Genomic DNA, 26,952 nt, shown 5'->3' on the forward strand with positions numbered 1-26,952 from the left:
TAATCGACTCGCTCGCGCGCACATAACCGTGAGAAATCAAAGCATTATGCGCGCCGCCAGCTCAAAGTTCGGCCTAGACTCAGCGTCGGGAGCGGGCCAGCACCTCGGCCTGCGCCGCCCATTCCGGCCGCGTGCCCGCAGGCAGCCAGTCGCCATGCCGAACCCTTCCTTGAGAATCAGGTGTCGACACGCACGATAGGGGCTTCTCGCGCCCAGTGACCGGCGCACCGGCGGCCGTGTTTCCCCGGACTGCGGGCTAATGACCCCGGGGGCTGTGAACCATGGACGCCTCCGGATTGCAAGCCGATTAACATGGTGGTCGCCAGGTGAAGGCAGCATGCTTATCTGCGGTCGGCCCGCTGGAGCGGGCTAGCGATGCTGGAGGGCGCGACCGCGCGTCCCGTACGGAAGCGCGGATCCCGCCTCGGAAGGGCCGATTCGAGGTATGATTGCATTCAATATTGCATATCTCCTTCTGACCCAGTCATACCGTGTCCACCGCAGAACTACAAGGCATCGACATTCCCGCCCAGATCGCCCAGGAAATCCGCAAGTTAATTAACCGCGGACAGTTGCCGCCCGGGCTGCAGCTACGGCAATCCGACCTGGCCGACCGCTTCGGCATCAGCCGCGTCCCCGTGCGCGAAGCGCTGAAGTTGCTGGCGGCCGAAAGCATCATCGAGCACGATCCAAACCGGGGCTTCTTCGTCGCGCCGTTGTCGACCGACGAGGCACGCCAGCTTTACCTGATGCGGCAACTGCTGGAAGCGGAACTGCTTTCCACTATCGAGTGGCCCACGCCCGCGCAACTCAAGCAGTTCAAGACGATGCTGACCGAACTCGACGAACTGCTCTCGACCGGTAACCGCTCGGAATGGATCGAGCACCATCGCGCGTTCCACGATGCGGTGTTCGAGCTGTCGCCGAACAAGGTGCTCAAGCGCGAGGCGCTGCGGCTGATGCGGCTGACCGACCGCTACCGTGCGCTGGCCGCCGATATCACGCTGCGCGACCAGCACCTGAACGCCAACATCGAGCAGAAGCTCGTGAAGGCGTTGAGTACCAAGGACCGGGAAATGTTGCTGGATGCCTACGCCGAAGGCCGCAAGATGGTGGCCGAGGGGCTGATGCAGATCCTTGCGGCGCGCGGCGTATGAAGTGGGGCACGCTCCAGCGCCCCGCGTACTGCCGTCAGAAGCGGTGCATCATGCCGACTGCCGCCACGGACTGGATCTTCCCGCTGGCAAGGATGTTGCCGATCTGCGCGGCATAGGCGCCGTTGGTGCGCTGGTAGACCCCCACCAGATAGACCGCGGTCCGCTTGGAGAAGGTGTACGTCAAATGGAGCGCGCCCTGGTGGATGATCACGTTCTTCAGTTGCTCGTTGCCGTTCTCGTAGGTATAGGCGCCGCTGAGAATCAGGTCCGGCGTCAGTTCGTAGCCGATGCCGCCGGCTAGAGCGTAGATCCTCGCTCCGCTGAACGTGTTGCGCGCCTGGCTGTACATGCCCGAGAAATCGAAGCGCGAAACCTTGGTGCGGGCGCCGGCGAGGAAGTTGGCGATGCCGCTCTGCCCGCCATTGACCGCGCCGTAGTTCTGCTCGGTATAGACCACGGCGGCGCGCGTTTCTCCGTGGTGATACCCGATCGCCGCGCTCTTGCCTGACCCGTTCCGGAAGTCTCCCGCGACTTGGCCGAAGCTGTACATCAGCCCGGCCGAAAAGCCATCGATCTCGTCGCTCGTCACTTTGATGGCGTTCGACATTCGCTTGCCGCCCACGCGGTCCCAGTTGATGGCCGACATGCCCACCGGCGCGCCAGCGGCATTGGTGTAGGGCGCGTATGGCGCACCAGCGGCAAGGCCGGCGCCGATCTGCGCAGGGCCCTCGAGACCGAGCAGATCCGCGCCGAAACTGCCGGTGCGGAAGTTGAGCATGCCGCCCGCGATGCCGGTGGCGGGGTCGATGGCGCCGATCAGGAAGTAGTCGAACGCGAAGTCGTTCTGCTGCCCGAGGCGCAAGCCACCGATCCCGACCTTGCGCATGCCGACCCAGGCCGAATTCTCGAACAATGCGCCGCGCGACTGCGGATCGAGCGCCCCGGTGCTGAGGGAAATCATCGAGTCCAGGCTGAACGATGCCTGCAGGCCGCCGCCGAGGTCCTCGATGCCGCGCAGGTAGAACTTCGACGGGTAGATGGCGGAATCCTGCATGCGGACGTTCGAATGGCCGCCGTTGTCGCGATAGACGGCGGCACTCTCGTCCAGCAGACCGCCGATGGTGACGCTGCCCTGCGCGTGTGTCACTGTGGTCGCGGCTGTCATTGCAATGCCGAATGACAGATGGCGAAGTGCCATGGCCGGCTTTTTCTTGCGAAAAGCCATTGCGTGTCTCCGTTGTTCGAATTTATTGTTGTGGTGCCTGCCATGCAGTGCAGCAGGTGGGTTTCGGTCGGCCGGCAGACTTGCGATGGTCCGCCTCAGCCAGCCGGTTCCGGGTCCCATGTCGGAATCCAGAGCAGTTCCCGCGCTGCGGCAGCGTCGGTCGACGAAAACTCGCCATAGCTGCCGTGCGCATACAGCAGCGGCCGCGCGCGGTCGGCGCGCGGCGTTGCGGTGTCGATGGCACCGAAGAGGATGCCGTGCGTGCCGACATCCACGGCACTGGCCACTCGGCAATCGAAGCTGACCAGCGCGTCACGGAGTACCGGCGCGCCAGTGCCGGCGCGTCCCCATACGCCGTCGGCGAACTTCTCCTCCGCCGGCATGGGACTGGCGAAGCGGTCGGCCAGCCGACGGCTTTCCAGCGCCAGCACGTTCACCGCGAAGATGCCGGACGCCTGGATCGCGTGGAACGACGCGCTGTTGCGGTTGACGCAGGCGAGCAGCGTGGGCGGATCGGCCGAGACCGAGCAGACGGCCGTGGCCGTCAGTCCCGCCCGCGACCCGTCCGCCGACAGCGTGGTGATCAGGCAGACGTGTCCGGCGAGGCAGCGCATCGCTGCCTTGAACTGGTTGGCGTCGATGCTCATGGCGAGTTCTCCGTCCCGAGGCTATGCGACCGTACTAGCGGTAGCGAGATGGCGGGCAAAGTGCAGCACAGTGCGACCATGCGCCTGCATCGCGGCGAGCGGCTGATAGCTGGCACGCTCCCAGCAGTTGAAGCCGTGGCTCGCGCCGGGATAGACGACGAACTTCGCCGTGTCCCGGTCGGCGAAGGCTGTCCTGACGCGCTCGACCGCGGCGAGCGGGATCATGGGATCGGTCTCGCCGTAGTGGAACAGCATCGGGCAACGCACGGCGGCCGCCTTCTGCAACTGGTCCTGGATGCCGCCGCCGTAGTAGCACGCGGCGGTGTCCACCAGTCCCGCAGCGGCGGCCAGATAGGCCAGGCGGCCACCGATGCAGAAGCCGAGCGCCCCCACGCCGCCCGTGACCTCGGGACGCTCGCGCAGCGAGCGCACGGTGCCTTTCAGGTCGGCCTCGATCTCTGCCATGTCGGCGCGGATGAGCATGTCGCGCGCGCGAGCGGCGTCGTCGCCCACATAGCCGAACGATTCGCGTGGCGCCTGCCGCCAGAACACGTCGGGCGCGAGCACGACAAAGCCCAGTTGCGCGTACTGCTCGGCCACGGTCCGGATATGGCGGTTCACGCCGAAGATTTCCTGGAAGAGGACAATGCCGGGGCCCGTTTTCGCCGGCGGCAGCGCGAGATAGCCCTGGTACGCGCGGCCATCGGCAGCCGGGATGTCGATCCAGCTCGTGCAAATGGTCGCTTCTTCGTCGATACGTTGGTTCATGTCGCCCCTCTTTCCGCTCAGTTCCAGCCGAAGATGTCGAGCGTGGTCTCGCCCGCACGGAGCCGCCGGCACTGATCTGCCTCATTCGCCTCTCGCGCGAGCGCTGCCTCGACCACCTTGCCCGCGCGGTCCCGCGGAACGCAGACCACGCCGTCGCCATCACCGACGATCAGGTCGCCGGCATGGACGGTGACGTCGCCGAACACGGCCGGCGCATTGATCCAGCCGCGCGCACCGAAGTCCTTGCCGGTGCCGCGAATGCACAGGCCGCGGGCGAACACCGGAAAGCCGATCTCTTCCAGCAGCACGCCGTCGCGCACGCAGCCGTCGATGACCAGACCGGCAAGGCCGCGCACCTGGCTGGCGGTGGACATGACTTCGCCCCAGTAGCCGTGCTCGAAGGCGTCGCTGACCGACACCACCAGCACGTCGCCTGGTTGCGCGGCATAGATGGCGCGGTGCAGCCACAGGTTGTCGCCGCCCGGTGCATGCACTGTGACGGCGGGGCCGCACAGCCTGAATCCCGGTGCGACCGGCTTGATCGCGGACGGAAGGGCGCCGATCTTGCCGCCTGCCTCGTGCAGCGTGGCCGTGGGGATGGCGCGGGCGGCGTCGACGATGTGCGGAGCGGTACGCGCGAAATCCAGTTGCGTGGTGTCGCGCGGATCGATGCGGTCGATGGGCAAGGTCATGCTTTCGCTCCTTCGGCGCGCGTCTGCAGTTGGTGGTAGCGGTACTGGGCGCGGGCCTCGTCCAGACGCATGCCGCCGGCGACTACCTTGCGAATGGCGTTCTCGGCGGCTTCGATCTCTTCGGCGGCCGCCAGGATGCGCTCCTCGTGATCACGCGGGATCGATACCAGCCCGTCTGCGTCACCACGCAGGATGTCGCCCGGGGCCACGCGCACGTCGCCGATATTTACCGGCACATTGGTGGCCTCCACCTGCACGCGGTCCTTGCCGGTGCGCATCCAGTTGTCGCGCGAGAACACCGGATAGCCAAGCGACAGGCACAGGTGCACATCGCGGTTGATGCCGTCGATCACGGTGCCGGCGATGCCGCGGCGATGGGCGATCTCCGTCATGATGTCGCCCCAGACCGTGGCATCGGTGCGGCCACCGTTGTCGAGCACGATCACGTGACCGGGCGGCACATCGTCGATAAAGTCGCCGACGGTGCCCGGCGGGCTGGCGGCCGGGCCGTAGAGGATGGTGAAGGCGCGGCCGGCCATGCGGAAGCCGGCATCGCGCGGCTTGATGGCGCGGCACTGGCCGACGATGCCGAGACGGTCCAGCGCGTCGCTGAGCGTGGCGGTGTCGAGCCTGCCGGCGCGGGAGACGTTGCGGTCTTCGATCTGTTCTGACATGTCTTAATCCTTCAGCATGAATTCGTAGTTGCCGCCCATGACCTGGCTCATCGGCGTGCCGGCCAGAACGGCCTTGGCCATGCGGGCTTCGCGGGCGACGATGCCTTCCGCGGCTTCCAGCACGCGGTCGATGTTCGCCGCGGCGATGAAGATGACCGCGCTGCGGTCGGCGAGAACGTAGTCGCCCGCATCGACGTCCACGTCCCACACGCGGATCGGCACGTTGGTGCCTTTCTCGACAACGCGGCCGCGCGCAGTGCGCGCGGTGAGGGAAGAGGCGAAGACGGGAAAGCTCATCGCGCGCGCTTCGTCGATGTCGCGCACGGGACCATCGGCCACCACGCCTGCGATACCCTTCACCTTCGCGCCGAGCGACAGCAGGCCGCCCCAGCTACCCGCCTCGACACCGGTGCGCTGCTCGACGACGATGACGTCGTCCGCGCCACCGGCCTCAATGGCGGTGGTGCCCAAGTGACGGGGCTCGCCCGGTGGCGGCGCGCCCGTGCCGAGCTTCACGGTAATCACGCGACCGGCGATGCGGCCGTCACCGGCTTCCTGCCGCACACCGCTTACCACGCCCGGCAGGCCGAGCTTGTCGAGCGTGTCGGACACCGCGCAGCAATCCAGCCGGCGCAGGCGGCGCACATATTCCTCAGGGGTGCTCATTGGATGGGTTCCTTGTTGTTGTCGGGCCGCCAGCAGGCGAAGCCCATGGCATTGCCCGTTCCGGCCTCGCTGCGATAGCAGGGCACGTAGTCGATCACTTCCATGCTGAAGCCGAGCTCGTCCATCGCGCCGGCCACGGGAATCCAGTTCTTGACCTCGGAGGTACCGGCCTGGAAGATCGCCTCGCCCAGCCCCTCCACGGGTGCGAAGTCATGCGCACGCATGCTGTCGAGGATCAACTGATCGACGGTCTCGTCGATGACGAAGTGGGTCAGGCCGCCCGAGGCGATGATGGCTACGCGCGCGTCGCTGTCCCACGACCGGATGGCCCGCGCCAGCGAACGTCCGAACGCATGGCAACGGCCGGCGGTCGGCTGGTTGGGCGGATAGAACGTGTTGATCAGCACCGGCACGGTGGGAATCACCTGGTCCTTCATCAGTTGCCGGAACACGAAGCCAAAGGCGTGCGGTGTCTCTGTCGCGGAAAGGTGTTTCAGTGCTGTGATGTCAAAGCCGTCGGCCACCGTGCATTCGATCAGGTGGCGGCCCAGCGCCGGCACGCCAGCATAGGTTGCTTCCGGCGGCATGTAGCCGGGCATGGCGTGGGCTACGCCTGGCGGCAGCCGCGACAGCTTCTCGTCGCTGATCATGTTGTTGACGATGGTTTCGCCCCACATCACGCTGAAAGCGGGCACCAGCATGTCGTCGAAGATTTCCATCTGGTCGTTGCCGACCATCACTGCCACATCGGGGCGGGCTTCGGCCAGCACCTGCGACATGCGTTCGATGGCCTGCATGCAGCGGGCGTGCCGGGCTTCCCACACTTCCGGCGTGATCTGCGCGGCCAGGTTTTCCGACGCGCGATGCCGCACCAGCTCGTCGAACGTCCACGTCCGGCCCTGGTAGTGATGCAGGCTGCGGCGGTCGTCGGGCAGGCGCGAGCCCCATGTGTGCGGCGGCGTGACCAGCATGGGACCATGCGAGGTGCCCATGCCGAGTACGATTTCTGCCATGGTCGGTCTCCTCCGGGTGTCGTCGCGCGCTTAGCGGTACGCCGCCAGGTCGAGATTGAACAGCTTCTGCGCGTTGCCGAAGAAGATCTGGTCCTTCTCTTCCGGCGACAGCCAGTCGAAGCCCTGGATGAACGGCTTGATGTCGTCGAAGGTGCGGCCGGTGGCAGGATTGGTCTGCGAGCCCACGCCGGGGCACTCGGCGCCGAACAGGCAGCGGTCCGCGCCGACGGTCTTGATCAGCAGGCGCAGCGATTCCTCCGAATACAGCACGGTGTCGTAGTAGAGATTGCGCATTCCGGCGAGGAAGTCGCGGCCCGCGCGCGCGGCGCCGGACTGGAAGCGGCCGATCTGGTAGGGGATCGAGCCGCCGCCGTGCGACACCAGGATCTTCAGCGACGGGAAGTCCTTGAACACGTCGGAGTTCACCAGGCCGAACACCGCGATGGTCTCTTCATTGATGAAGTGGACCGTGTACGGCGAGCGCGCGGAGTGCGAGCCGGTGGCGTGGATGTGCGCGGGAATGTCGAGCTCGCACAGCTTCTCGTAGAGCGGATACCAGTAGCGGTCGCCCAGCGGCGGCGCTTCGGACCCGTTGTTCTCGAATGGGTCCGGATTGAGCAGCACGCCGCGGAAGCCCAGTTCCTTCACGCAGCGTTCCAGTTCCGGCAGCACCACTTCGATGGGATCGCCCGCCACCTGCGGCAGGCCACCCACGCCGATGAAGCGCTTGGGCAGCAGCTTCACCGTGCGGGCGATGATGTTGTTGGTCTCTTCCGTGAACCAGTGCACCAGCTTGCCCGGCTTCGTGCTGTGCATCATCTGGAACGGACGCGGCGACAGCAGCTGGACGGTGGTGCCCGCGCGGTCGAGCAGGTCGATGTGCCCGGCCGGACCCATCTCCTTGCGGTTGGCGTAGTGCAGGATCTCTTCGTCCGTCACCTCGGGCATCCTGCGCCCGTGCTCGCCGCGGTGCGACAGGATGTGAGCCTTGTAGACCCAGAGTTCGGCGGGCGGGCTGACGTGGCCGTGGCAGTCAATGATCATGGGATGTCTCCGGTTGGAATGAAATGACTTACAGATCGAGGACCAGCCGCTCGCCCTTGCAGCCCGAGCAGCAGATCATCATGGTGTTGTTGGCCGCCTTCTCCGGTTCGGAGAGGATGGCGTCGCGATGGTCGGGAATGCCGGACAGCACGCGCGTCTCGCAGGCGCCGCACACGCCTTCCTCGCAGGAGTGCGCCACTTCCACGCCGGCATCCTTGAGCACCTGCAGGATGGTCTTGCCACCGGGTACCTGCAGCGATTTGCCGCTGCGCTTCAGTTCGACCGTGTAGCCGCCGTCCAGCGCGGCTTCCTGCTTCGCGGTGAAATACTCGACGTGGACCTGCGCCGCAGGCAGGTGGGCCGTGGCTGCCTCGAAGGCCGCCAGCATCGGGCCCGGGCCGCAGCAATAGAAGTGCGTGTTGGCCGGATGCGCCTTCACGACTTCGGCGATGTCGAGCACGCCGCCTGCTTCCGCGTCGATGTGCAGGTGCAGGTTTTGGTAGCCGCGCAGTTCCTCGAGGAAGGCGACGTCGACCCGGTCGCGGCACGAGTACACCAGTGTCATCGAGCGGCCCAGCGCCTTCAGGCGCCTTGCCATGCACAGGATGGGCGTGATGCCGATGCCGCCACCGACCAGCACCGAATGCTCGGCCTCTTCATTCAGCGGGAAATTGTTGCGCGGCGGCTCGACCTGGATCACCGCGCCGGGGCGCAACTGCTCGTGCATGAAGCTGGAGCCGCCGCGGCTTTTGGGGTCGCGCTTCACCCCTACCTGGTAGCGCCGCGGCTCGCGGCCACCTTCGAGCACCGAGTACTGGCGCACTAGGCCATTGGGCAGGTGCAAGCCGATATGGGAACCGGGCTCGCACGGCGGCAGCGCGGCACCTGCCGGGGAAGCGAAGGCGTAGAGCAGCGTGTCGCGGGCGAGGAATTGAATCGACTCCAGGCGCAACTCAAGGAGGGCGCCCGTGGACTGGGGCAGGTCGTTCATGTGTGTCTCCAGTGACGACGTTCAGGGATGCGGCGAGGCGTATGCCTGCCGGCGCCTGGCGTCCGAAGCGGGCGGGTGGGCTGGGCCGTTGTCGCTCGCTTCGTCGTTGACGCGAAATTCTTTTTTGCATATTATTTCGACTAACAAGAAAAAAGTCAAAGCATGTTGATGCACGGACTTCCTCGGGCATCGGCCCGAAGGCACATCACTGGCGGAAACCGGCGGCGGCATCGTGCAGCGCAGTAGCACCGTCCGCGTCACATGGAAATGGAGAACAAATTGATCGCAGTCCTTTCTTGCAACGGCGGCACGGTCACACAAGGCAGCGGCCTGGCCACCCAACTCTTCGTCGCCACCTTGCGTGGCATGCATGTATTCGAGCGGACAGGGCAGGGCGCGCCCTGGCAGCGGACCCGCTCGGCGCTGGAAGACCGTCACGTGAGCGCGCTGCTGTTTGAGCCGCAGTCGGGGCTGCTGTTTGCCGGCGCGCACGGCAAGGGCGGCATGTGGGTCAGCCGCGACCTCGGCGTCACCTGGGAGCCCCGCGGCAACGGCCTGAAAAGCGAGCACGTCTACACGCTGGCGGCCCAGCAGCGCGACGGCCGCGTGGTGCTATATCTCGGCACCGAGCCCTCGGCCCTGTATCGCAGCGACGATCTCGGCGAGAACTGGGTGGAAGTCTCGGCCATGCTGTCCGTGCCGGACCAGGACAAGTGGACGTTCCCGCCGCCGCCGCACGTGGCGCATGTCAAGAATGTCGCCTTTCATCCGGCGCAACCGCACACGCTGTACGTGTGCATCGAGCAGGGCGCGTTGCTGAAGACGACGGACGACGGTGCCACCTGGACCGAGCCTCGCAGCTATGAGTCCGCGCAGGACAAGTTCTATCACGACAACCACCGCGTTCTGATCCGCCCGTCGAACCCCGCACAGCTTTTCATGTGTGGCGGTGAAGGCCTGCACTACAGCGCTGACGCCGGCGAGACCTGGACCCATCTGATGACGCGCGGGGACCGCATCGGCTATCCCGATGCCATGTTCATCGACCCGCGCGACGAGAACGTGCTGTACCTTGGCGGGCCCGGCAACGCCCCGCGCGAGTGGGGCGCCAAGCGCAGCGCCGATGCCACCGTGCTGCGCAGCCGCGACGGCGGCGCAACGTGGGAGGAAATCCGCAACGGCCTGCCGGCAGAAGTCATCGGCAACATCGAGGGCATGGGCTTGTATCAGTGGGACGACCAGGTGATGCTGCTGGCCGGTACCGCGACCGGCGAAACCTACGCCAGCGAAGACGGTGGCGAGAACTGGTACACGATTGCCGACGACCTGCCCCCGATCTCGAAGGGTGGCCACTACCGCTGGTTCCTGCAAGTCGACGAGCGCGAGAAGGTAGAGGACCGCATGCGCACCGGCAGCTGACGGCCGCTCCCCCGGGCCGAACCATTCAGAAACGACGAACCTTGCCTCGCCGCGGCGTCACCGGCGCGCGGCGCGGAGGCGTACGTCCTCACACAGGAGACAAGACGTGAGCACATCCCCCCTGGCAACCTCTTCCGGCAGCCTGCCCGTACTGGCCAGCCATTACGCTGCCATTGCCGCGGCGCGTGCGCTGCACGACAAGATTCGCGCCCGCGCCGATCGCACCGAAAGCGAGCGCATCGTATCGGCGGAGACCATCCGCGACCTGATGGATGCGGGCCTGTTCGGCGTCGTGACGCCGCGCATGTTTGGCGGTTCGGAACTGGGCTTCGCCACGCTGGTCGACGTGACTGCCGAGATCGCCTCGGCGTGCGGCTCGACCGGCTGGGTCTACGGCGTGCTGGCCGGCCATAGCTGGATGCTGAACCTGTTCCCGTTGCAGGCGCAGCGCGAGGTGATGAGCGCCGACCGCGTGCTGACCGCCACCGTGTTCCGGCTCGGCGGCACCGTCACCGAAGTGGACGGCGGCTATCGGCTGGTCAATGGCGACGGCCGCTTCTGCTCCGGCATCGACCACGTGCAATGGGTCATTGTCGGAAATGCGGTGCAGCGCGAAGGCCAGCCGCCCGAACCGCGCTTCTTCGTGGTGCCGCGCGAAGACATCGAGATTGTCGACGACTGGTTCACTGCCGGCATGCGCGGCACCGGCAGCCGTTCCATCCGCATTGCCGAAACCTTCATTCCGGCGCATCGCTCGGTATCGGTGAAGGACATGATGTCGGGCATGGCCGATGAAACCGGATCGGTGCGCGCACCGATCTACCGGATGCCGTTCCAGAACGTCACGCCGTTCTCGCTGGTGGGCGCGCCACTAGGCATGGCGCGTGCGGCGGTGCGGTCCTTCTCGGAAGGGCTGGCGGCGCGCCTGGCCACGTTCAGCAGCGAGCAGGCAGCCGAGCAGTCGGCCACGTTCGCACGGGTGGCGGAAGCGGTGGCCGAGATTGACGCGGCGCTGGCGGTGGTGCGCGAGGATGCGCGCCGCGTGGACAGTGCGGACGATCCGCGCTCGATCAGCGATCTTGATTGGGCACGCATTCCGCGCGACTGGGCCTATGCCGCGCAGAAGGCGCGCTATGCGGTGAACGCGCTGTTCGAGGCCGCCGGCGGGTCCGGCATCTACAACAGTTCCGAGTTGCAGCGAATCTGGCGCGACGCAAATTCCGCCGCCCAGCACTTCGCCTTTACGTGGGACAGCGCCATGACCGGCTACGGACGTGCGGTCATTGGCCTGCAGCCCTCGAAATTCGGCCCCAAGGGCCGGTAACGGCGCGCAGAGTGGAGAGCCCCATGCATGCCGACGAACTGACTTCCATCGACGACTACTCGGCCGCCACGCTGTCGTCGATCTGCGAGCGGATAGCGGTTTCCCGCGAGGTAGAACACATGATCTACCGGGAATCCGAACTGGACGAAGTCTGGCGCCTGCTCGACGCCGACGTCGCCAACGCTGCGCGCGACGGGCGCAGCGCACAGCAATTGCAGCGCCTCGAGGCGATGCGCTCGCTGGTGATCGAAGCACACGACCTGGTTGGCAACGACGGAGACACCGTTGCCGCCCGTGAACGACTCGGCCGCGCCATCGCGCTTCTGGACTGAAGCCGGCGCACGCCGTTTTTCCCCACAAAGACGATACACCGATTCAAGGATAGGAGGACCTATGCTCACTCGCGAAGATAACAATGTGCTGACCCAGGTTGGCCGCGGCACCCCGATGGGCGAACTGATCCGGCGCTTCTGGATCCCGGCGCTTCTGGCGTCCGAGATTGCGGAACCGGGTGGCAAGCCGGTGCGCGTGCGGTTGCTCGGCGAAGACCTCGTCGCCTTCCGCGATACCGACGGCAAGGTGGGCCTGCTCGACGAGCAATGCCCGCACCGCCGCGCATCGCTGGCGCTGGGCGACAACTCCGACGGCGGCCTGCGCTGCCTCTACCACGGCTGGAAGTTCGCCACCGACGGCACCTGCCTGGACACGCCGACCGAGCCATCCGGCTCCGCCTTCTGCTCGCGGATTCGCGCGCAGGCTTACCCGACGCGCGAAGCGGGCGGCGTGATCTGGACCTACATGGGCCCTGCCGCCGAGGAGCCGCAGTTCCCGGAATTCGAGTGGTTATCATACCCGGCCGTCAACGCCGTGCCTTTCAAGGTGCTGGAAGACTGCAATTACGCGCAGGCGGTGGAAGGCACCATCGACTCGGCCCATGCCGGCGTGCTGCATCGCGAGCAGCCGTGGAGCGCGCCCGCCAAGTACGACCATGAGCGCGATCTGCAGCCGAAAATCGAGGTGGAGTACACCAAGTACGGTTTGCGCTATGCCGGCGTGCGCAACTTCCGCGAGGAAGGCAAGCTGCACGCGCGCGTGACCGAGGTGGTGCTGCCGTTCTTCACGCTGATTCCGCCCGATGGTTTCGGCGTGCGCAAGAATCGTCGCATGGCCAACGCCTTCGTGCCGCGCGACGACGAATCCACCTGGCACGTCCAGTGGTTCTTCGACGACACCCAACCGGTGGATGTTGCCTATCGCATCGAGGAGGGGGGCCATTGGGTCGACGAGAACTTCCGCAAGAAGCTCAATATCGACAACTGGTACCAGCAGGACCGCGAGTGGATGAAGACGGGTTCGATGTCGGGCATCAAGGGCATCCTGACGCAGGACCACGCCGTCAGCGAAACGCAGGGCCGCATCCTGGACCGTACCAAGGAACACCTCGGCACGTCCGACGTGGCCGTGGTGGCTTGGCGCCGCCAGATGATCCGTACTGCCCGCGCGCTGGCCGAACGCGCCGAGGTGCCCAGCGTGCTGACCGCGCCAATTCCGTTCCCGCAGATCCGCGCGGCCACGGTGATTTTCAGCAACGAGCGCACGTGGAAGCAGGAAGTCCCGCTCAATCCCGACGTGGCCCTGACGGCCTGACGCGACGATGCTGATCGACAGCCACGCGCATGTCTCGCCGGTCTGGTACGAGCCGGTGGAGACGTTGCTCGGCCAGATGACGCGCCACGGCGTGGCGCGCGCGGTGCTGACGCAGATGATCGGGCAGGTGGACAACCGCTACCAGGCGGACTGCGTGCGCGCGCATCCGGGCCGCTTCGCCAGCGTGGTCTGGATCGACTCGGCCGCGCCGGAGGCTCCGCAGTTGCTGGCCAGGCTGGCGGAGGAAGGGGCCGCCGGCGTGCGCCTGCGCCCCGGCGCCCGCTCGCCCGGCGACGATCCGCTGGCGATCTGGAAGGCCGCGGAGGCTTGCGGCCTGCCGGTCAGTTGCGTTGGCAATGCCGAAGCGTTTACCGCTCCGGCCTTTGCCAAGCTGCTGGAGGCGGTGCCCCGCCTGACGGTCGTACTCGAGCACCTGGGCGACACCAGCAAGCCCATGGAGACGGTGGCTGACGGCGAGTTGCGCTATACCGTGCTGCGGCTGGCCCGCTTCAACAACGTGTGTCTCAAGGTCCCCGGTCTCGGCGAATTGGCGCCGCGCGCGCCCGGCGCTTTGCGGGATGGCCCCACGTTCGGCGGTGCGGCAGCGGCGCTGCTGGAGGCAGCCATCGCCGCGTTCGGCGCGCAGCGCTTGATGTGGGGCAGCGATTTCCCCGTGGTGAGCAGCCGCGAAGGCTATGGCAATGCCCTGCGCCTAGTGCGGGAATGCCTCCTCGACCATCCGGCAGTGGTCCTCGAGGCCATTCTTGGTGGTACCGCGCGCCGCATATTTTGGAAGGAAATTTGACATGACAAGGAAAGTACTGGCGGCAGTCAAGACCGGTGTCGAGACCACCGAGCTGAGGGAGTTCGACTACCCACGAGTGCAGCCGGACTCTGGCATCCTCAAGGTCGAGGCGAGCGGCGTGGGCGGCAGCGACCCGGAGCTCTATCGCAAGCCCGAGCACGCTCCCGTCATCATGGGGCACGAGAACGTCGGCACGCTCGTGGAGGTTGGCCCCGTCGCGCAGCAGCGGTGGGGCGTCAAAGCAGGCGACCGCGTGGCGCTGCACGAATACCTGCCGTGCTGGCATTGTGAATGGTGCATGAAGGGCGACTTCCGACTGTGCATGGAGGTGGACTTCTTCAATGTGAAAGACCGGCTCAACACCCTGCGTTTCGGCATGTCAACCTGCACCATCGCGCCGCACCTATGGGGCGGCTATGCGCAGTACATGCACCTGCCGCTGAACACGGTCATGCACGTGATCCCGCCCGATATGCCCGCCGTCCACGCCACGCTGGCGGTGCCGTTCGGCAACGGCGTGCAGTGGGCTTCCAATGACGGCGGTGCAGGCCCCGGCAAGGCGGTACTCGTATTTGGTCCCGGACAGCAGGGGTTGGGTTGCGTGCTGGCGGCCAAGGCTGCAGGGTCATTGACGGTGATCCTGGCCGGCATGACACGCGACCGCAGCCGGCTCGACCTGTCGCTGCGCCTCGGTGCGGACCATGCCATCGACGTGCAGAACCAGGATCTCCATGCCGAGGTCATGCGCCTGACGAAGGGTCGCGGCGTCGACGTGGTGGTGGATACCACCGGCGACCCGACTGGCGAGGTGGCTCAGCTTGCCATTGGCCTGGCTGCCAAGGGTGCGTACTTGAGCCTGAACGGCCTGGCGCAGAGCGTACCGATCGGCGAGATCAAGAAGCGCTACCTGACGGTGCGTGCCCCGCGCGGTCGCAGCTACGCGGCGGTGGAACTCGCCCTGCGCTACATCGGTTCCGGCCGCTATCCGCTCGATGAAGTGTGCTCGCATACCTTCGGGTTGGCGCAGACGCACGAGGCGATCCTGGCCACGGCCGGTCGTGGCGTGGAGGGCGCCGTCCACGTAACGGTGGACCCTTGGAAGTGAACGGCCAGCTTTTCTCTCCAGCTCGAGGGAGCGGGGCGCAAGGAACCGGACACCACTTCACTTCATTACTCACAGGAGACAAAGCCAATGATCGACAGTCATGCACACCTGATTTCCGCTGATGCGGAACGCTATCCGACTTCGCCACTGAGCGGAGAGCTGGAGCCCGGCGCGCTCGACAATCCCGTGACAGCGGAGCGCCTGCTGGCGCTGATGGACGAGCAAGGCATCGAGCGCGCGCTGGCGGTGCAACGGGCGCATATCTACGGTTTCAACAACGCCTATGTGTGCGATGCAGCCCAGCGGTATCCGGAACGCCTGCGCGCGCTTGGCATGGTTGACGCGCTCGACCCGGACATCCGCCGGCAGGTGCGGCACTGGGTCGGCGAGCGCGGCGCGGTCGGCATTCGCCTGACCGAGCCCTTCAAGGGCGCGGATCCGTCCTGGTTCGCATCGCCCGAGGCGATGGCAGCTTGGGAGACCGTGTCGGAACTGGGCGGATCGGTGCGGCTGCACTTCTATCGCTGGAATCGCGAGGCTGCCCTGAAGGCGCTCAAGCCGGTACTATTGCGGTTTCCGCAGACCACCGTGGTGCTGGATCACTTCTCCAATATCGCGGGCGAAAGCGGCGCGCCGGACCACGGCGTCGATGCCCCGCTGCTCGAGATGGTGGAGCATCCCAACGTCTACCTGCTGTACTCGATGATCAACCTCGGCAAACTCGCCGCCGCCCAGATGCAGGGAGCGCCGATGGTCGAACGAGTGGTGCGCGCGTTCGGCGCGGATCGCGTGATGTGGGGGTCCGACGTCGCGCAGTCCAAGGGCAGCTACGCGCAGATGGTGGCGCTGGCGAAGGAGTCGGTGTCGCTGCTGTCTGAAGCCGACCAGCACAAGGTTCTGCACGACACCGCGCACGCTGTGTACTGGGGAGCGCGCTGAGATGGGCCGGCGCGAGGTGTTCGATCCTCCCGCGGGCGTAACGCCTCGCGCCACCGATACCGATATGCCGTCGCGGCTCGCGGCTGATATTCGGGAACTGATCAACGAAGGGAAACTGTCGCCAGGACAGCAGTTGCGGCAGCAGGACCTGGCCCGGCGCTTCGGCATCAGCCGGGTGCCGGTGCGGGAAACGCTGAGCCTGCTGGTGGCCGAGGCCGCGGTCTGCCACGACCCGAATCGCGGTTTCTACGTTGCGCCGCTGTCGAGTAGCGAGGCGCGGCAACTCTATCGCATACGCCATCTGCTCGAGACGCAACTGCTGTCGACGGTGAGATGGCCCGACGCCGGCGAACTGGCGGACCTGCGCATGCGGCTCGCGCTGCTCGACCACCATCTCACGGAGCGCGCTGGCGCCGCGTGGGTTCGCGCCCACCGGGAGTTCCATGCTGCCATCTTCGCCTTGTCACCCGACGCGGTGCTCAGGCGCGAAGTGATGCGATTGATGCGGCAGACGGATCGCTATAGGGCGATGGCCGCGCCAGATATTGCCGGCTATCGCTTCCCGGCCGATCCGGAACATCATCTCGTCGAAACGCTCGCCGCGCAAGACCGCGCGGCGTTGCTGGAAGCCTACCGCCGCGACCGCAGCGCGCTGGAGGAGCGCCTGCTGGCGTCGCTGACCGCGCGCGGTCTCTGAAGTCACATCTCGACGCTGTATATCTCCGTGCGCGACCACACGCGGACGGGGACGGCGCTCGTCCGTGCGTTTTGGTGGAGTGGGGGAGGAGCGGGGTTTACCCCGTAATGCCAAAGAAAAGATTGAAGTACCGCGTGTCGCTGTATAAGATTCGCAATACTAAATTGAATATTATTTTGACTGAAGGAAACGGAGGAATTCCCCTTCTGGATCAAGAGCACCTTCGGACACAGCGGCCAGAGACGCCGTTGGCCAGTATGTAGCACCCAATGCCAGCCCACTGGCAAGAACATAACGACTAGAAGGAGACGACGTGGACAAAAGACTCGCCGGAATCGCGGTTGCCGGCTTTTTCCCCCTTGCCGCATCTGCCACCAGCGTGACTATCTACGGGGTTGCTGACAGCTTTGTCGGCTATTTTCGCAATTCGGAGAAGAGCGTCACGAGCCTGAACAGCGGTGGCCTGGCTGGCTCACGCTGGGGTATGCGCGGCACCGAAGACCTCTCGGCGGACCTCAAGGCCGTGTTCGTGCTTGAGGGCGGCTACAACATGGATACCGGTACCAACGCGCAGGGCGGCCGGCTGTTCGGCCGTCGCGCAACTGTCGGTATGCGCAGCAATACTTATGGCGAGATCGCGCTGGGCCGGCAGCCCACGCCGGGTTACGACTTCGCGGCTATTTTCGATCCCGTACTGATGGCTCCGGGTTCGGTGGCAGCGTCGCTCACCGGCGAGTCGAGCAACCCGTGGATGTTCAACCCGCTCAATGACCCGGCCCGCTCGGATAACGCGGTCCGCTACAACTCGCCATCCTTCGGCGGCGTAACGGTTTCGGCAGCGCATGTGTTCAGCGAGAATGCGGGCACGCCGGTCAACCGCAACTACGACATCGTCACGTTCCTCTACACGGCCAACAAGCTGAGCGCCGGCTACGGCTTTGCCCGCGCCACGGGAACGACCAACCTGACACCGGACACCAGCCGTCAGCTCGAGCACGCCTTCGCGGCCTCTTACGAGACGCCCTGGGCCACGCTGTACGCCAACTATCAGTTGCGCTACCGGCTCGGCGCGGCGCATGACTCGGCGTGGCAAGTCGGCACCACCATTCCGGTTGGCGCGGCGGGCAATCTGAAGCTTGCCTACGGCATGCGCGACAGCGGAGTGACGAACGGCCTCCCGGATAACACGCCGACGGCGGACGTGGCCGCCTGGGCCATCGGCTACACCTACGAATTATCCAAGCGCACGACGCTCTACGCGTTCTTCAAGCGCCTCGAAAACCGCGGTTCGTCAAAGCAGACGATTTATCCACCCGGCGGGCTCGCTGCACCCACCCAGTTGCACGAGAAAGTGAACGCGCTTGGCGCGGGCATCTATCACCGTTTCTGACGCAGCCGGAGTTCCTTGATGAAAACGAATACCGCAATGAATGCGAGCAAGACCCGCGCGCTCTCCATCGGAGTCGGCATCGCGATCGCACTATCGTTCGCTTACAGCCTGCATTTCAATCCGCGATGGTATGGCGACAACGGCCCCGGCGTGGGAAAGCTCCCGCGCACTATCGTGCTGGACTATATGAAGCAGGCATACGACAACGGTCGGGGCGCGCAGGCCGCGCAGGGATATTTCTCGCCAAAGATAGTCGACCACAATCCCGGCTCGATCGAGCTGCGCGATGGCCCGCCGATCCGCCACGAGATCCGACAGGTGATTGCCGAAGGCCTGGTTGTCGCTGTTTACCACCGTGTGGAAGCGGCGCGTGGCGAGCCCGCTGTCGATGTGCTTGACGTGTTCAGGACAGGCGCCTATACGGGCCGGATCGCCGAAAGGCGGCGTTTCGTCCAATTCCCGCCGGCCGGCGAGGCCGCGAAGACTGCCCATTCCGGAGATGCCAAATGAGTACACCGTCCTTTGCGAAAAAGAGGCTGGACGCTGCCATCGCAGGCCGTCTGGTCATCACCCTGATGCGGCTGGTCCTCGGCGCCTGGATGATCAACAGCGGCCTTAGCCATTGGCTGACGAACTTTGGATTCCCACCCATCTTCCCTCAGCCACTTGGCACCCTGCCCGCTTCGAATGCGATGCTGGTCACGCTGATCGAGACCGGTGTGTTCGACATCGTCAAGGCGTGCGAACTGATAGCGGGCTTGCTCCTGTTGCTTGACCTGTTCGTCCCCCTCGCGCTGGCGATGACCTTGCCGATCTCGTTCATGGTCTTCTTCAACGCCATTGTCCTTAACCTGCGGTTCGGCATGCTGCTCAGCACCTCCATGAGCGTGTGGTGCCTGTATCTGAACGTCATCCTGATTCTGGCCTACCTGCGCTACTACCTGCCGATGCTGGCGTGCCGGACATCGCCGGGGGGTCTCGAAGACTTCAAGCGCCTGCCGGCTGCCGTCTTCACTTCGTGCTCCGACGAACAACGAAGTACGTGAACCTCGCTCATCAAGGTCGCTGATCCTCAAAACACAACCTGGAGTAAAGAAATGTTCCTTCGCAATTGTTGGTACATGGTCGGATGGTCTACTGACTTTGCCGACGACGCCATCGTGCCCTTTACCGTGATGGACGAGCCGCTGGCCGTCTATCGCAAGACCGACGGAAGCCTGGCTGCGCTGGAAGATCGCTGCTGCCACCGCCTTGCGCCGCTGTCGGTCGGCCGCAAAGAGGGCGACGAACTGCGCTGCATGTACCACGGCCTGAAGTTCGCCGCGGACGGGCGTTGCACGGAAGTGCCGGGCCAGGACCGCATCTCCCCGCGCGTGTGCGTGCGGGCCTACCCGATCGTGGAGAAGCACGGCGCGGCATGGGTCTGGATGGGCGAGGCGGAGAAGGCGGACGAGGCGCTGGTGCCGCCCATCATCGGGCCGGACAACGCCGAGTGGGCGATGCAATGCTCGACCTTCGACATGGACGTGAATGCCGAACTGATCTCCGACAACCTGCTCGACCTCTCGCACGCGCCGTTCGTGCACGAAGCCACCTTCGGTGCCAGCGATCCCGTCGCGCTGAAGATGATGAAGGAAAGTGAGACGAAACGCGGCGTCACGCAACTGGAGCGCGGCGTGCTGGCCGACCGCTGGCAGCTGGGCCGCCAGTCCAATCCGTACTTCGGCGCGCGCCCGTGCGATGACCGCGTCGTCAGTCTGTTCCTGGTGCCGGGCGTGTTTATCCTCACCATCACTTCCTACGAGCCGGGCGTGCTCGAGCGCAGCGAGGGCGGCGACGTAACCGAGATGCCGATCTTCAAGCGCTGCACTTGCCAGATGATCACGCCCATCAGCAAGAACAAGTCGCGCTTCTTCTTCAACTTCGGGCCGTGGGCCGCCGCCGCTGAACTGAAGCAACACTGCTTCGGCATCGCCGACGCCGCTTTCCAGGAAGACAAGCGGATCATCGAGGCGCAGCAGGACATGATCCACCGTTCGCCTGGCCGCAAGTATGTGTTGCTTCCGATGGACCAGCCGATCGTCCGCTACAACGAGATCTACGCCCGCCTGCTGTCCGACGAGCAGCGGGTTGCCGAGCCGGCCTGAACCGATAGGACCCTGAGATAAGAAGATGGAACAGAAGACGGATGCAGTGAGCTGGTCGCCGCCGACGTGGGACGACGAGGCCGACATGGTGGTGGTCGGCTACGGCGGCGCGGGCGCGACGTTCGCCTTCGCAGCAGCCGAGGCCGGCGCCGACGTGCTGGTGTTGGAAAAGGGCGATCGCGGCGGTGGCAATTCGGTTTGCGTCGCGGGCGGGCTCATCATGACCTCGACCGACGAGGACGCCACGTTCGACTACATGAACTGGCTGTGCGCGGGCCAGACCGACGAGCCGGTCCTGCGCAACTTCGTCACGGGCCTGAAGGACATCCCGGCCTTCCAGCACAAGCTGGAGCTGCCGCTGAAGGACAACCCCCGGCCCTTCAGTGCGCCAGGATTCTTCCCCGAGTTTCCGGGCGCGCCGGGCGCCGCCAGTATCCACGGCATGAGCGTGGTGGCCGCGCCCGGCGGGGCAGGGCTGTACAACGCCATCGCCGCCGTGGCCGAGAAGCACGGCGCGCGCGTTCAGTGCAATACCACGGTGACGCAGCTCGTGCAGGATCCGGTGTCGCGCGTCATCCTCGGCGTGCTTGCCCGCACCGTCGACGGCCGCACCATCGCTGTCAAGGCACGCAAGGCGACCGTGCTTGCCAGTGGCGGCTTCGAGTTCGACGCCGCGATGTGCCGGCAGTACCTGACACCGTGCCCCATCCATTTCCTTGGCAGCCCGAACCTGACCGGCGACGGCATCCGCATGGCGCAGGAAGTCGGTGCGCAGCTCTGGCACATGAATGCCGTGGCGGGGCCGCTGAACTTGGGCATCAAGGTGGACGGCGGTCGCGTGTACGTGACGTACGACCTCAACAAGGTCGCAGGTTTCGGCTACAACTCGGGGGCCTTCAAGGATGGCGGCAGCCTGATCTGGGTGAACCGCCAGGCAGCCCGGTTCCACAACGAGACCACCGATACGGCCGATGTCCGCCACGGCCTGGGCAATCGCGCCACCTGGCTGGCCACCAACCCCGATGTGCCCGAATTCATCAACGTGCCCGCCTTCCACATCTTCGACGAGAAGGTCCGCGCGGGCGGCGCCGCCATGACGACGCTGAACTCGCGCACTCCTCCCTGGAGCCAGGACAACCTCGCCGAATTGGAGAACGGCTGGATCATCCAGGCCGACACGCTGGAGGAGCTGGCGCTGAAGTGCCGCTGGGACGCCGAGCCCGGCGCCTGGCCCGCCGGCCATCTCGACCCCGATGCGCTGAAGACCACGGTGGCGCGCTACAACGCGCAATGCGTAGCCGGCGAGGACACCGACTTCGGTCGCAAGAACTTCCTCGTCCCGCTCGATAAGGGACCGTACTACGCCATCGGCCCGATGCTGCCGACCTTCCTGAACACGCACGGCGGCCCTCGTCACGACGCCCGCCAGCGCGTGCTCGACCAACGCGGCGCTCCCATCCCGCGCCTGTACGCCATCGGCGAATGCGGCTCGCTGTGGGGCCCTTACTACAACTCGATGGGCGACATTGCGGAGTTCATCGTGTCGGGCCGCACCGCCGCGCGCGCGGCGCTGGAAGAAGCCGCCTGGGACCGCTGAGGCCCGCGCAACGAGAGTTCGAAGAACCGAAAACTGGAGACAATCATGTTGGAAAGCCCCACCACAATCCAGTCGCCGCCGCGCAGGTCCGCAGCGGTCGCGCCGGCGCCGGCGAAATCGGCGGTGGCGCCAGGCGGCTGGGCCTTGCTGTTCGTGCTCACCCTGGTTTATATCGTGTCGTTCATCGACCGTGGCGCCATCTCGCTGGTGGTCGGCCCCATCAAGCAGGATCTCAACGCCACCGACCTGGAAGTGAGCTGGCTGCTCGGGCTGTCGTTCATGCTGCTGTACAGCGTGCTTGGCATTCCCGCTGGATACTTGGTCGACCTGTACAGGCGAAAGTATCTGCTGAGCGGCGCCATCCTGATGTGGTCCGGCGTGCAGATGCTGTGCGGACTGAGCAATACGTACTGGCAACTGTTCCTCGCGCGTATCGGCTTGGGCGTAGGGGAGGCCATGCTGCCGCCGGCGGCATCGTCGATGATCCGCGACGCCTTTCCGCCGGAGCGGCGCGGGCTGGCGTTCGGCATCTACAACATCGGGCCGCTGCTGGGCAGCGGGCTCGCGCTGGTGCTTGGCAGCTTCCTGCTGACGTTCGCGGCCAGCGGCAAGCTGGCCGGCGTGCCGCTGCTGGGCACGCTGAAGCCCTGGCAATTCGTGCTGATCGTGCCGGGGCTGCTGGGCGTGCCGCTGGCCGCATTGATGCTGCTGCTGCGCGAGCCACCACGACGCGATGCCGTCGCCCAAGCGGATCGCGTCACCTATCCGGCTGCACTGCGCTTCGCATGGCAGCACCGTGCCGTCTACGGGCCGCTGTGGATCGCCATCTGCCTCTACGGTATCGCCATCGGCAGCCAACTGGCGTGGCTGCCTGAAATTATCAACCGCTCGATGGGCATCGCCCGCCCCGAGATCGGCAAGGCGCTTGGTGCGATTAGCGTAGTGGCTTCACCGCTGGGCCTGCTGTTCTTCGGCAGTGTGGCGGACAAACTGCAGAAGCGGTGGAGCGACGCACCGGTTCGCGTCGCGATCGGCTCGACCGCCGTGGCCGCGCTTATCACCGCCTGTTTCCCGCTGATCCACAGCGCCCAGCTCGGCGCCATCGCCTACGGCGCACAGACCTTCTTCTTCGTGATCTTCGCCGTAGCCGGCGGTGCCACCATGGCCAATTTCACGCCGGGCAACATGATGGGCAAGCTGACGGCGCTCTATTACCTCATCACCAACCTGCTTGGGCTGGCGCTCGGTCCCACCGTCTGTGCGCTGGTGGCGCGGCTGTTCTTCGACGGCCCCAACGCGCTCGGCCATGCGTTTGTGTGGTGTTACGTAGTCTCGGTCGGCATAGCCGTGTGCCTGCTGGTGTGCGTCTCACGAGCGCTCGGGGCAGCAAGTCAGCGTCGCTCCTCCTGATCCACGGCCTCGTGTCGCGCCTCGCCCACCATCCATTTTGTCTGACCGCAAAAAGGAAACTGCAATGCATGCCGCTGAGAAATCGCCATGGAAATATCTTGTCCTTTGGCTCAGGTTGTACTTCGCCATTCACTATCTGGCTTCAGGCTTGAATTACGTCATCTTCAACTTCGTTCCGGATTTCAGTCATGCCGGGCGCGTGGGGCCGTATCTTCATGCCATGGCGGATATCGGTTTTTACCAGGTAGTCAAGTACCTCGAGGTCGTGCTGGGGACGATGTTGCTTTTCAATCTGGCAGTGCCGCTTGCGCTGATCGTGATGGCGGGCATCAGCGTCACGATCATCTACTTGAATCTCTTCATTTCTCCCGCACCGCGGCAGTTGTTCACCGGGCTCCAGGAGTTGCTTCTGAACGGCGCCCTGCTGCTCGCCTACGGGGGGTACTACGCGAACTTCTGTCGCGTCAAGACCAGGCCATTCTGGTTTTGGGACGGGTTGTCGCACCCGTCACGCGCTGAAACGAGGGAGTAAGGGCGACTCGCGGGACGGCATGCCGTCAACGCTTCGATTCAAGCAAGCCGCCAGATTGGACATGCAGCGCCGGTTTGGCAGGAGGAGATAAACGTGATCAAGGATCTAGTCATTGTTGTGGCGGTGATCGTGGCGACGATACTCATCGTCATGGCTGCCTCTACCAGCTTCGGTGCAAGACCACTGCGGATCTACGACTACGGCCCGCCGCTGGCCGCGGGCGTTATTGCCGTGGTTGCGCTGCTCCGCGACGCCAGAAGGAAATGATGTCGCCATGAAAATCACCAAAGTCGAATGCATTCCGGTATCGATGCCGCTGAAGAAGCCGCTGCGATTGCCGAACGTCACCATCACCAAACTCGATACGCTGCTGCTGCGACTGCATACCGACAGCGGCCTGGTGGGCATCGCGGAATCCGGCGATACGTCCTCGTGGTACCGCGGCGAAAGCCAGGCCTCGATGGTCGCCATGATCTGCGACATATTCGCTCCGCGCATTCTGCTCGGTGAAGACCCACGCAACATCGAGAAGATCGTCGGCGCGATGGACACGCTGGCGCGCGACAACAACCAGGCCAAGGGACTGGTCGACTGCGCGCTGCACGACCTGAAGGGCAAGGCGCTGGGCGTGCCGGTCTACCAGTTGCTCGGCGGGCGCACACGCGAATCGGCGCCGCTCGGCTGGGTGCTGTCGGCCGGCGCGCCGGACCAGGTGGCCGAGGCAGCGCTGGCGGCCCGGGAAGCCGGTTTCGTCGCCTTCAAGCTGAAGGTGGGGCGCGGCACCTTCGACAACGACGTGGCGACCGCGGCCGCCGTGCGCGAGGCGCTGGGCGCCAGCGCGCGCATCTGCCTGGACGCCAATGGCTCGTGGAACTACGAGCAGGCCCTGCGCACGATCCGACGGCTCGATGCGTCTCGACTGGACTTTGTCGAGCAGCCCCTGCCGCATTGGGACATCGAGGGCATGGCGCGCCTGCGACAGCGCATCGAGACACCGCTGTACGCCGACGAGGCAGCACAGGAGCTGCATCACCTGAAGGAAATTGCCGAGCGGCGCGCCGCCGACGGCGTAATCCTGAAGGTGCAGAAGGTCGGCGGCCTCTTGAAGGCCCAGCGCTTCCTCGCCGTGGCCCAGATGTTCGACCTGCCGGTGATGTGCAGCACGCTGATCGGCTCCGGCGTGGAGGCCTGCCCGACGGCCCACCTGTGGGTGGCGAACCAGTGGGCCTGCCAGTTCATCAGCGAGAGCACCGGGCCGCTGGCCGTGCATGGTGTCTGGAACAGCGAAGACATTGCGCAGGGTGCGGACCTTGCCCTGCAAGGCGCGCGATTCCAGCGCGGCCATGTATCCCCCGGCGACGGACCGGGCCTCGGCGTGGAACTGAACGAGACACTGCTCGCGCAGATTCGCACCGAGGGCCGTCCGGCGCGGGTGGTCAACCTGTAGGGCCCCCTGATCCCGCCAGGATTTCAATTTATCTCAAGGAGACAGACATGAGCAGGGCCAATCAATCACCTTGGAAGTACGCGATCCTGTGGTTGCGTATCTATTTTGGCGCGCACCTCTTCTACTCTGGTGCCCGCTTCATCCTGACTTCGTACGTGCCCGAGATACCGGGCATCGGGGGCGCTTATGTAGCCGCGGCCTCGGACATCTACATCTTCCAGATCATCAAGTATATGGAATGCGTCCTGGGCCTGATGCTGCTGACCAATCGCGGCGTGTTGCTGGCGCTGATACTCGAGATGCCGGCTACGGTCAACATCTTCTGGCTGAACACCTTCATCGTGGCCACGCCGCGCCAGCTCTTCACGGGCCCACAGGAGTTGTTCATGAATGGCGCCCTGCTGCTTGCCTACGGTGGGTACTACGTGTCGGTCCTGCAGGCGAAAGTCGAGCCGATGTGGCTGTGGGACGGACTGAAGAAGGTGGCAAGCGCGCGCGAACGCGGCGAGGCCCCACCTACCTCGGTCCAACAGATTGAAGCCTGACAAAAGCCTGAACCGGAGACTGCAATGAAGAAAGAGATGTGGATTGGCGTGGCCATGTGCGTGTTCTTGTCCGTGGCTGCCTGCATCGGCTCGACAGGGCTGGGCTATGCGGAATATCGCCCGCTGCGCAATTTTGACTATTTCGCGCTTGGGGTGTCATGGACCTTCCTGATCGTGACGCTCATCAAGGATCGCGACAGCAACAAGTCATGAGCGGGGGCATCGGCATGACGCCGGTGTGACCGGGGCGCCGGTCGGGGCAGTAGTTGCCGGCGGCGCCCAGCCGGCTGAAGCAAGCCGGCGGTGAACAATAACTAAACAGAGGAGACATCAAATGAACAGGGATGTGCGATCCCCGTGGAAATACGTGGTCGCCTGGTTGCGGATCTACTTTGGTGCCAACCTGATCTATTCCAGCGTTCGCTACATCGCCACCGGCTTCATTCCGGAGATACCCGGAGCCGCCGGCGCCTATGTGGATGCGGCGAAGGCCATCTACATCTACCAGGGCATCAAGTTCCTCGAATGCTTCTGTGGGATCTTGCTCGTGACCAACCGGAACGTGCTGCTGGCCCTGGTGCTGGAGATGCCGACCACCTTCAATATCTTCTGGATGAACACGTTTATCGTGGGCACGCCGCGCCAGTTGTTTTCCGGCCCGCAGGAACTGCTGATGAACGTCTCGCTGCTGTTGGCGTATGGCGGGCACTACGCGACGATCCTGCAGGCCCGGGTCGAGCCGGTATGGCTGTGGGACGGATGGAAGACGCTGGTGCGATCGCGCGAAGGCGCCGGTCGGGTGCGCGTGGTTCAGCAGGCCGACGCCTGAACCGGGAGACTGCGATGAAGAAACCAATGTGGATTGCTGTCGGTATCTGTCTGCTCATCACGCTCGCCGCGTGCATCGGCTCGACCGGACTGGGCTATGCGGATTATCGTCCGCTGCGCTATCGCGACTGCTTTGCGCTGGTAGCGGCATGGCTCTACATCTTCGTGATGTTCGTCAAGGATTGCCGGGCAAGCCGTTCCGGCGGGGCGAAGCGTGGCAACGCCGATGGCTGATCATTAATT

General features: G+C 65.1%; 31 protein-coding genes. 22 read left to right on the top strand and 9 right to left on the bottom strand.

Going from position 1 to position 26,952, the window contains the following annotated elements; translation table 11 throughout:
• The first annotated feature begins 491 nt into the window (after positions 1 to 491).
• Positions 492 to 1,157, top strand: a complete 666-nt coding sequence (locus J8I34_RS26790) for a GntR family transcriptional regulator (protein WP_209774529.1) — start codon at positions 492 to 494, stop codon at positions 1,155 to 1,157.
• A gap of 34 nt (positions 1,158 to 1,191) precedes the next feature.
• Here the strand turns inward: J8I34_RS26790 and J8I34_RS26795 are convergent, their stop codons facing one another.
• The 9 genes from J8I34_RS26795 to J8I34_RS26835 all read right to left on the bottom strand — a co-directional run bounded on the left by J8I34_RS26795 (position 1,192) and on the right by J8I34_RS26835 (position 8,877).
• On the bottom strand, positions 1,192 to 2,382 hold the full coding sequence (locus J8I34_RS26795) for a porin (RefSeq protein ID WP_209807391.1): 1,191 nt from the start codon (positions 2,380 to 2,382) through the stop codon (positions 1,192 to 1,194).
• 95 nt (positions 2,383 to 2,477) lie between these two features.
• Positions 2,478 to 3,029 (bottom strand): flavin reductase family protein, encoded by a 552-nt coding sequence (locus J8I34_RS26800; protein ID WP_209807392.1) that lies wholly within the window; start codon positions 3,027 to 3,029, stop codon positions 2,478 to 2,480.
• Between the two features lie 21 nt (positions 3,030 to 3,050).
• Entirely contained in the window at positions 3,051 to 3,797 is a 747-nt protein-coding gene (locus J8I34_RS26805) for a dienelactone hydrolase family protein (RefSeq protein ID WP_209807393.1), read from the bottom strand.
• 17 nt (positions 3,798 to 3,814) lie between these two features.
• Positions 3,815 to 4,489: a 4-carboxy-4-hydroxy-2-oxoadipate aldolase/oxaloacetate decarboxylase gene (locus J8I34_RS26810; protein ID WP_209807394.1), complete on the bottom strand. Its 675-nt coding sequence runs from the start codon at positions 4,487 to 4,489 to the stop codon at positions 3,815 to 3,817.
• On the bottom strand, positions 4,486 to 5,163 hold the full coding sequence (locus J8I34_RS26815) for an RraA family protein (RefSeq protein ID WP_209807395.1): 678 nt from the start codon (positions 5,161 to 5,163) through the stop codon (positions 4,486 to 4,488). Before J8I34_RS26815 ends, J8I34_RS26810 begins: the two co-directional genes overlap by 4 nt.
• Positions 5,164 to 5,166: 3 nt before the next feature.
• Positions 5,167 to 5,829, bottom strand: a complete 663-nt coding sequence (locus J8I34_RS26820) for an RraA family protein (protein WP_209807396.1) — start codon at positions 5,827 to 5,829, stop codon at positions 5,167 to 5,169.
• The gene (locus J8I34_RS26825) at positions 5,826 to 6,842 is read right to left on the bottom strand and encodes a DODA-type extradiol aromatic ring-opening family dioxygenase (RefSeq protein ID WP_209807397.1); all 1,017 of its coding nucleotides are present in this window, start codon (positions 6,840 to 6,842) and stop codon (positions 5,826 to 5,828) included. The genes J8I34_RS26820 and J8I34_RS26825 overlap by 4 nt, the downstream gene beginning before the upstream one ends.
• A 30-nt stretch (positions 6,843 to 6,872) precedes the next feature.
• Entirely contained in the window at positions 6,873 to 7,886 is a 1,014-nt protein-coding gene (locus tag J8I34_RS26830; RefSeq protein WP_209774550.1) for an amidohydrolase family protein, read from the bottom strand.
• Between the two features lie 28 nt (positions 7,887 to 7,914).
• Positions 7,915 to 8,877 (bottom strand): PDR/VanB family oxidoreductase, encoded by a 963-nt coding sequence (locus tag J8I34_RS26835; protein ID WP_209807398.1) that lies wholly within the window; start codon positions 8,875 to 8,877, stop codon positions 7,915 to 7,917.
• 279 nt (positions 8,878 to 9,156) lie between these two features.
• Between J8I34_RS26835 and J8I34_RS26840 the strand changes: the two genes are divergently transcribed.
• The 21 genes from J8I34_RS26840 to J8I34_RS26940 all read left to right on the top strand — a co-directional run bounded on the left by J8I34_RS26840 (position 9,157) and on the right by J8I34_RS26940 (position 26,943).
• On the top strand, positions 9,157 to 10,296 hold the full coding sequence (locus tag J8I34_RS26840) for a WD40/YVTN/BNR-like repeat-containing protein (protein WP_245176153.1): 1,140 nt from the start codon (positions 9,157 to 9,159) through the stop codon (positions 10,294 to 10,296).
• 106 nt (positions 10,297 to 10,402) lie between these two features.
• On the top strand, positions 10,403 to 11,620 hold the full coding sequence (locus J8I34_RS26845) for an acyl-CoA dehydrogenase family protein (protein ID WP_209807400.1): 1,218 nt from the start codon (positions 10,403 to 10,405) through the stop codon (positions 11,618 to 11,620).
• Between the two features lie 23 nt (positions 11,621 to 11,643).
• On the top strand, positions 11,644 to 11,952 hold the full coding sequence (locus tag J8I34_RS26850; protein WP_209807401.1) for a hypothetical protein: 309 nt from the start codon (positions 11,644 to 11,646) through the stop codon (positions 11,950 to 11,952).
• A 61-nt stretch (positions 11,953 to 12,013) separates the two neighbouring features.
• The gene (locus J8I34_RS26855) at positions 12,014 to 13,267 is read left to right on the top strand and encodes a Rieske 2Fe-2S domain-containing protein (RefSeq protein ID WP_116331608.1); all 1,254 of its coding nucleotides are present in this window, start codon (positions 12,014 to 12,016) and stop codon (positions 13,265 to 13,267) included.
• Between the two features lie 7 nt (positions 13,268 to 13,274).
• A complete protein-coding gene (locus J8I34_RS26860; protein ID WP_209774559.1) occupies positions 13,275 to 14,072 on the top strand; it encodes an amidohydrolase family protein in 798 nt (265 codons plus the stop codon).
• 1 nt (position 14,073) lies between these two features.
• Positions 14,074 to 15,177, top strand: coding sequence for a zinc-dependent alcohol dehydrogenase (locus tag J8I34_RS26865; RefSeq protein WP_209807402.1), 1,104 nt, complete (start codon positions 14,074 to 14,076; stop codon positions 15,175 to 15,177).
• Between the two features lie 87 nt (positions 15,178 to 15,264).
• On the top strand, positions 15,265 to 16,116 hold the full coding sequence (locus tag J8I34_RS26870; RefSeq protein WP_209807403.1) for an amidohydrolase family protein: 852 nt from the start codon (positions 15,265 to 15,267) through the stop codon (positions 16,114 to 16,116).
• 1 nt (position 16,117) lies between these two features.
• A complete protein-coding gene (locus J8I34_RS26875; protein WP_209807404.1) occupies positions 16,118 to 16,813 on the top strand; it encodes a GntR family transcriptional regulator in 696 nt (231 codons plus the stop codon).
• 313 nt (positions 16,814 to 17,126) lie between these two features.
• On the top strand, positions 17,127 to 18,203 hold the full coding sequence (locus J8I34_RS26880; RefSeq protein WP_209807405.1) for a porin: 1,077 nt from the start codon (positions 17,127 to 17,129) through the stop codon (positions 18,201 to 18,203).
• 18 nt (positions 18,204 to 18,221) lie between these two features.
• On the top strand, positions 18,222 to 18,713 hold the full coding sequence (locus J8I34_RS26885) for a hypothetical protein (RefSeq protein WP_209807406.1): 492 nt from the start codon (positions 18,222 to 18,224) through the stop codon (positions 18,711 to 18,713).
• The gene (locus J8I34_RS26890; protein WP_209807407.1) at positions 18,710 to 19,249 is read left to right on the top strand and encodes a DoxX family protein; all 540 of its coding nucleotides are present in this window, start codon (positions 18,710 to 18,712) and stop codon (positions 19,247 to 19,249) included. The genes J8I34_RS26885 and J8I34_RS26890 overlap by 4 nt, the downstream gene beginning before the upstream one ends.
• A gap of 51 nt (positions 19,250 to 19,300) precedes the next feature.
• Positions 19,301 to 20,350, top strand: a complete 1,050-nt coding sequence (locus J8I34_RS26895; protein WP_209807408.1) for a Rieske 2Fe-2S domain-containing protein — start codon at positions 19,301 to 19,303, stop codon at positions 20,348 to 20,350.
• A gap of 25 nt (positions 20,351 to 20,375) precedes the next feature.
• Positions 20,376 to 21,947 (top strand): FAD-dependent oxidoreductase, encoded by a 1,572-nt coding sequence (locus J8I34_RS26900; RefSeq protein ID WP_209807409.1) that lies wholly within the window; start codon positions 20,376 to 20,378, stop codon positions 21,945 to 21,947.
• Between the two features lie 45 nt (positions 21,948 to 21,992).
• Positions 21,993 to 23,357, top strand: coding sequence for an MFS transporter (locus J8I34_RS26905; protein WP_209807410.1), 1,365 nt, complete (start codon positions 21,993 to 21,995; stop codon positions 23,355 to 23,357).
• Between the two features lie 64 nt (positions 23,358 to 23,421).
• On the top strand, positions 23,422 to 23,889 hold the full coding sequence (locus tag J8I34_RS26910) for a hypothetical protein (protein ID WP_209807411.1): 468 nt from the start codon (positions 23,422 to 23,424) through the stop codon (positions 23,887 to 23,889).
• Positions 23,890 to 23,982: 93 nt separating this feature from the next.
• The gene (locus tag J8I34_RS26915) at positions 23,983 to 24,156 is read left to right on the top strand and encodes a hypothetical protein (protein WP_209774577.1); all 174 of its coding nucleotides are present in this window, start codon (positions 23,983 to 23,985) and stop codon (positions 24,154 to 24,156) included.
• 7 nt (positions 24,157 to 24,163) lie between these two features.
• Positions 24,164 to 25,336, top strand: a complete 1,173-nt coding sequence (locus J8I34_RS26920) for a mandelate racemase/muconate lactonizing enzyme family protein (protein WP_209807412.1) — start codon at positions 24,164 to 24,166, stop codon at positions 25,334 to 25,336.
• 47 nt (positions 25,337 to 25,383) lie between these two features.
• Positions 25,384 to 25,881 carry a hypothetical protein gene (locus tag J8I34_RS26925; RefSeq protein ID WP_209807413.1) on the top strand — a complete coding sequence of 166 codons (498 nt, stop codon included), beginning with the start codon at positions 25,384 to 25,386 and terminating at the stop codon, positions 25,879 to 25,881.
• A gap of 24 nt (positions 25,882 to 25,905) precedes the next feature.
• The gene (locus tag J8I34_RS26930; RefSeq protein WP_115665994.1) at positions 25,906 to 26,094 is read left to right on the top strand and encodes a hypothetical protein; all 189 of its coding nucleotides are present in this window, start codon (positions 25,906 to 25,908) and stop codon (positions 26,092 to 26,094) included.
• A 121-nt stretch (positions 26,095 to 26,215) separates the two neighbouring features.
• Complete coding sequence (locus J8I34_RS26935) at positions 26,216 to 26,710, top strand: hypothetical protein (RefSeq protein ID WP_209774582.1); 495 nt, start codon at positions 26,216 to 26,218, stop codon at positions 26,708 to 26,710.
• 14 nt (positions 26,711 to 26,724) lie between these two features.
• Entirely contained in the window at positions 26,725 to 26,943 is a 219-nt protein-coding gene (locus tag J8I34_RS26940; RefSeq protein WP_209774583.1) for a hypothetical protein, read from the top strand.
• Positions 26,944 to 26,952 lie beyond the last annotated feature (9 nt).

Origin of the sequence: Cupriavidus phytohabitans (assembly GCF_017815025.1) — a bacterium.
Taxonomy (GTDB): Bacteria; Pseudomonadota; Gammaproteobacteria; order Burkholderiales; family Burkholderiaceae; genus Cupriavidus.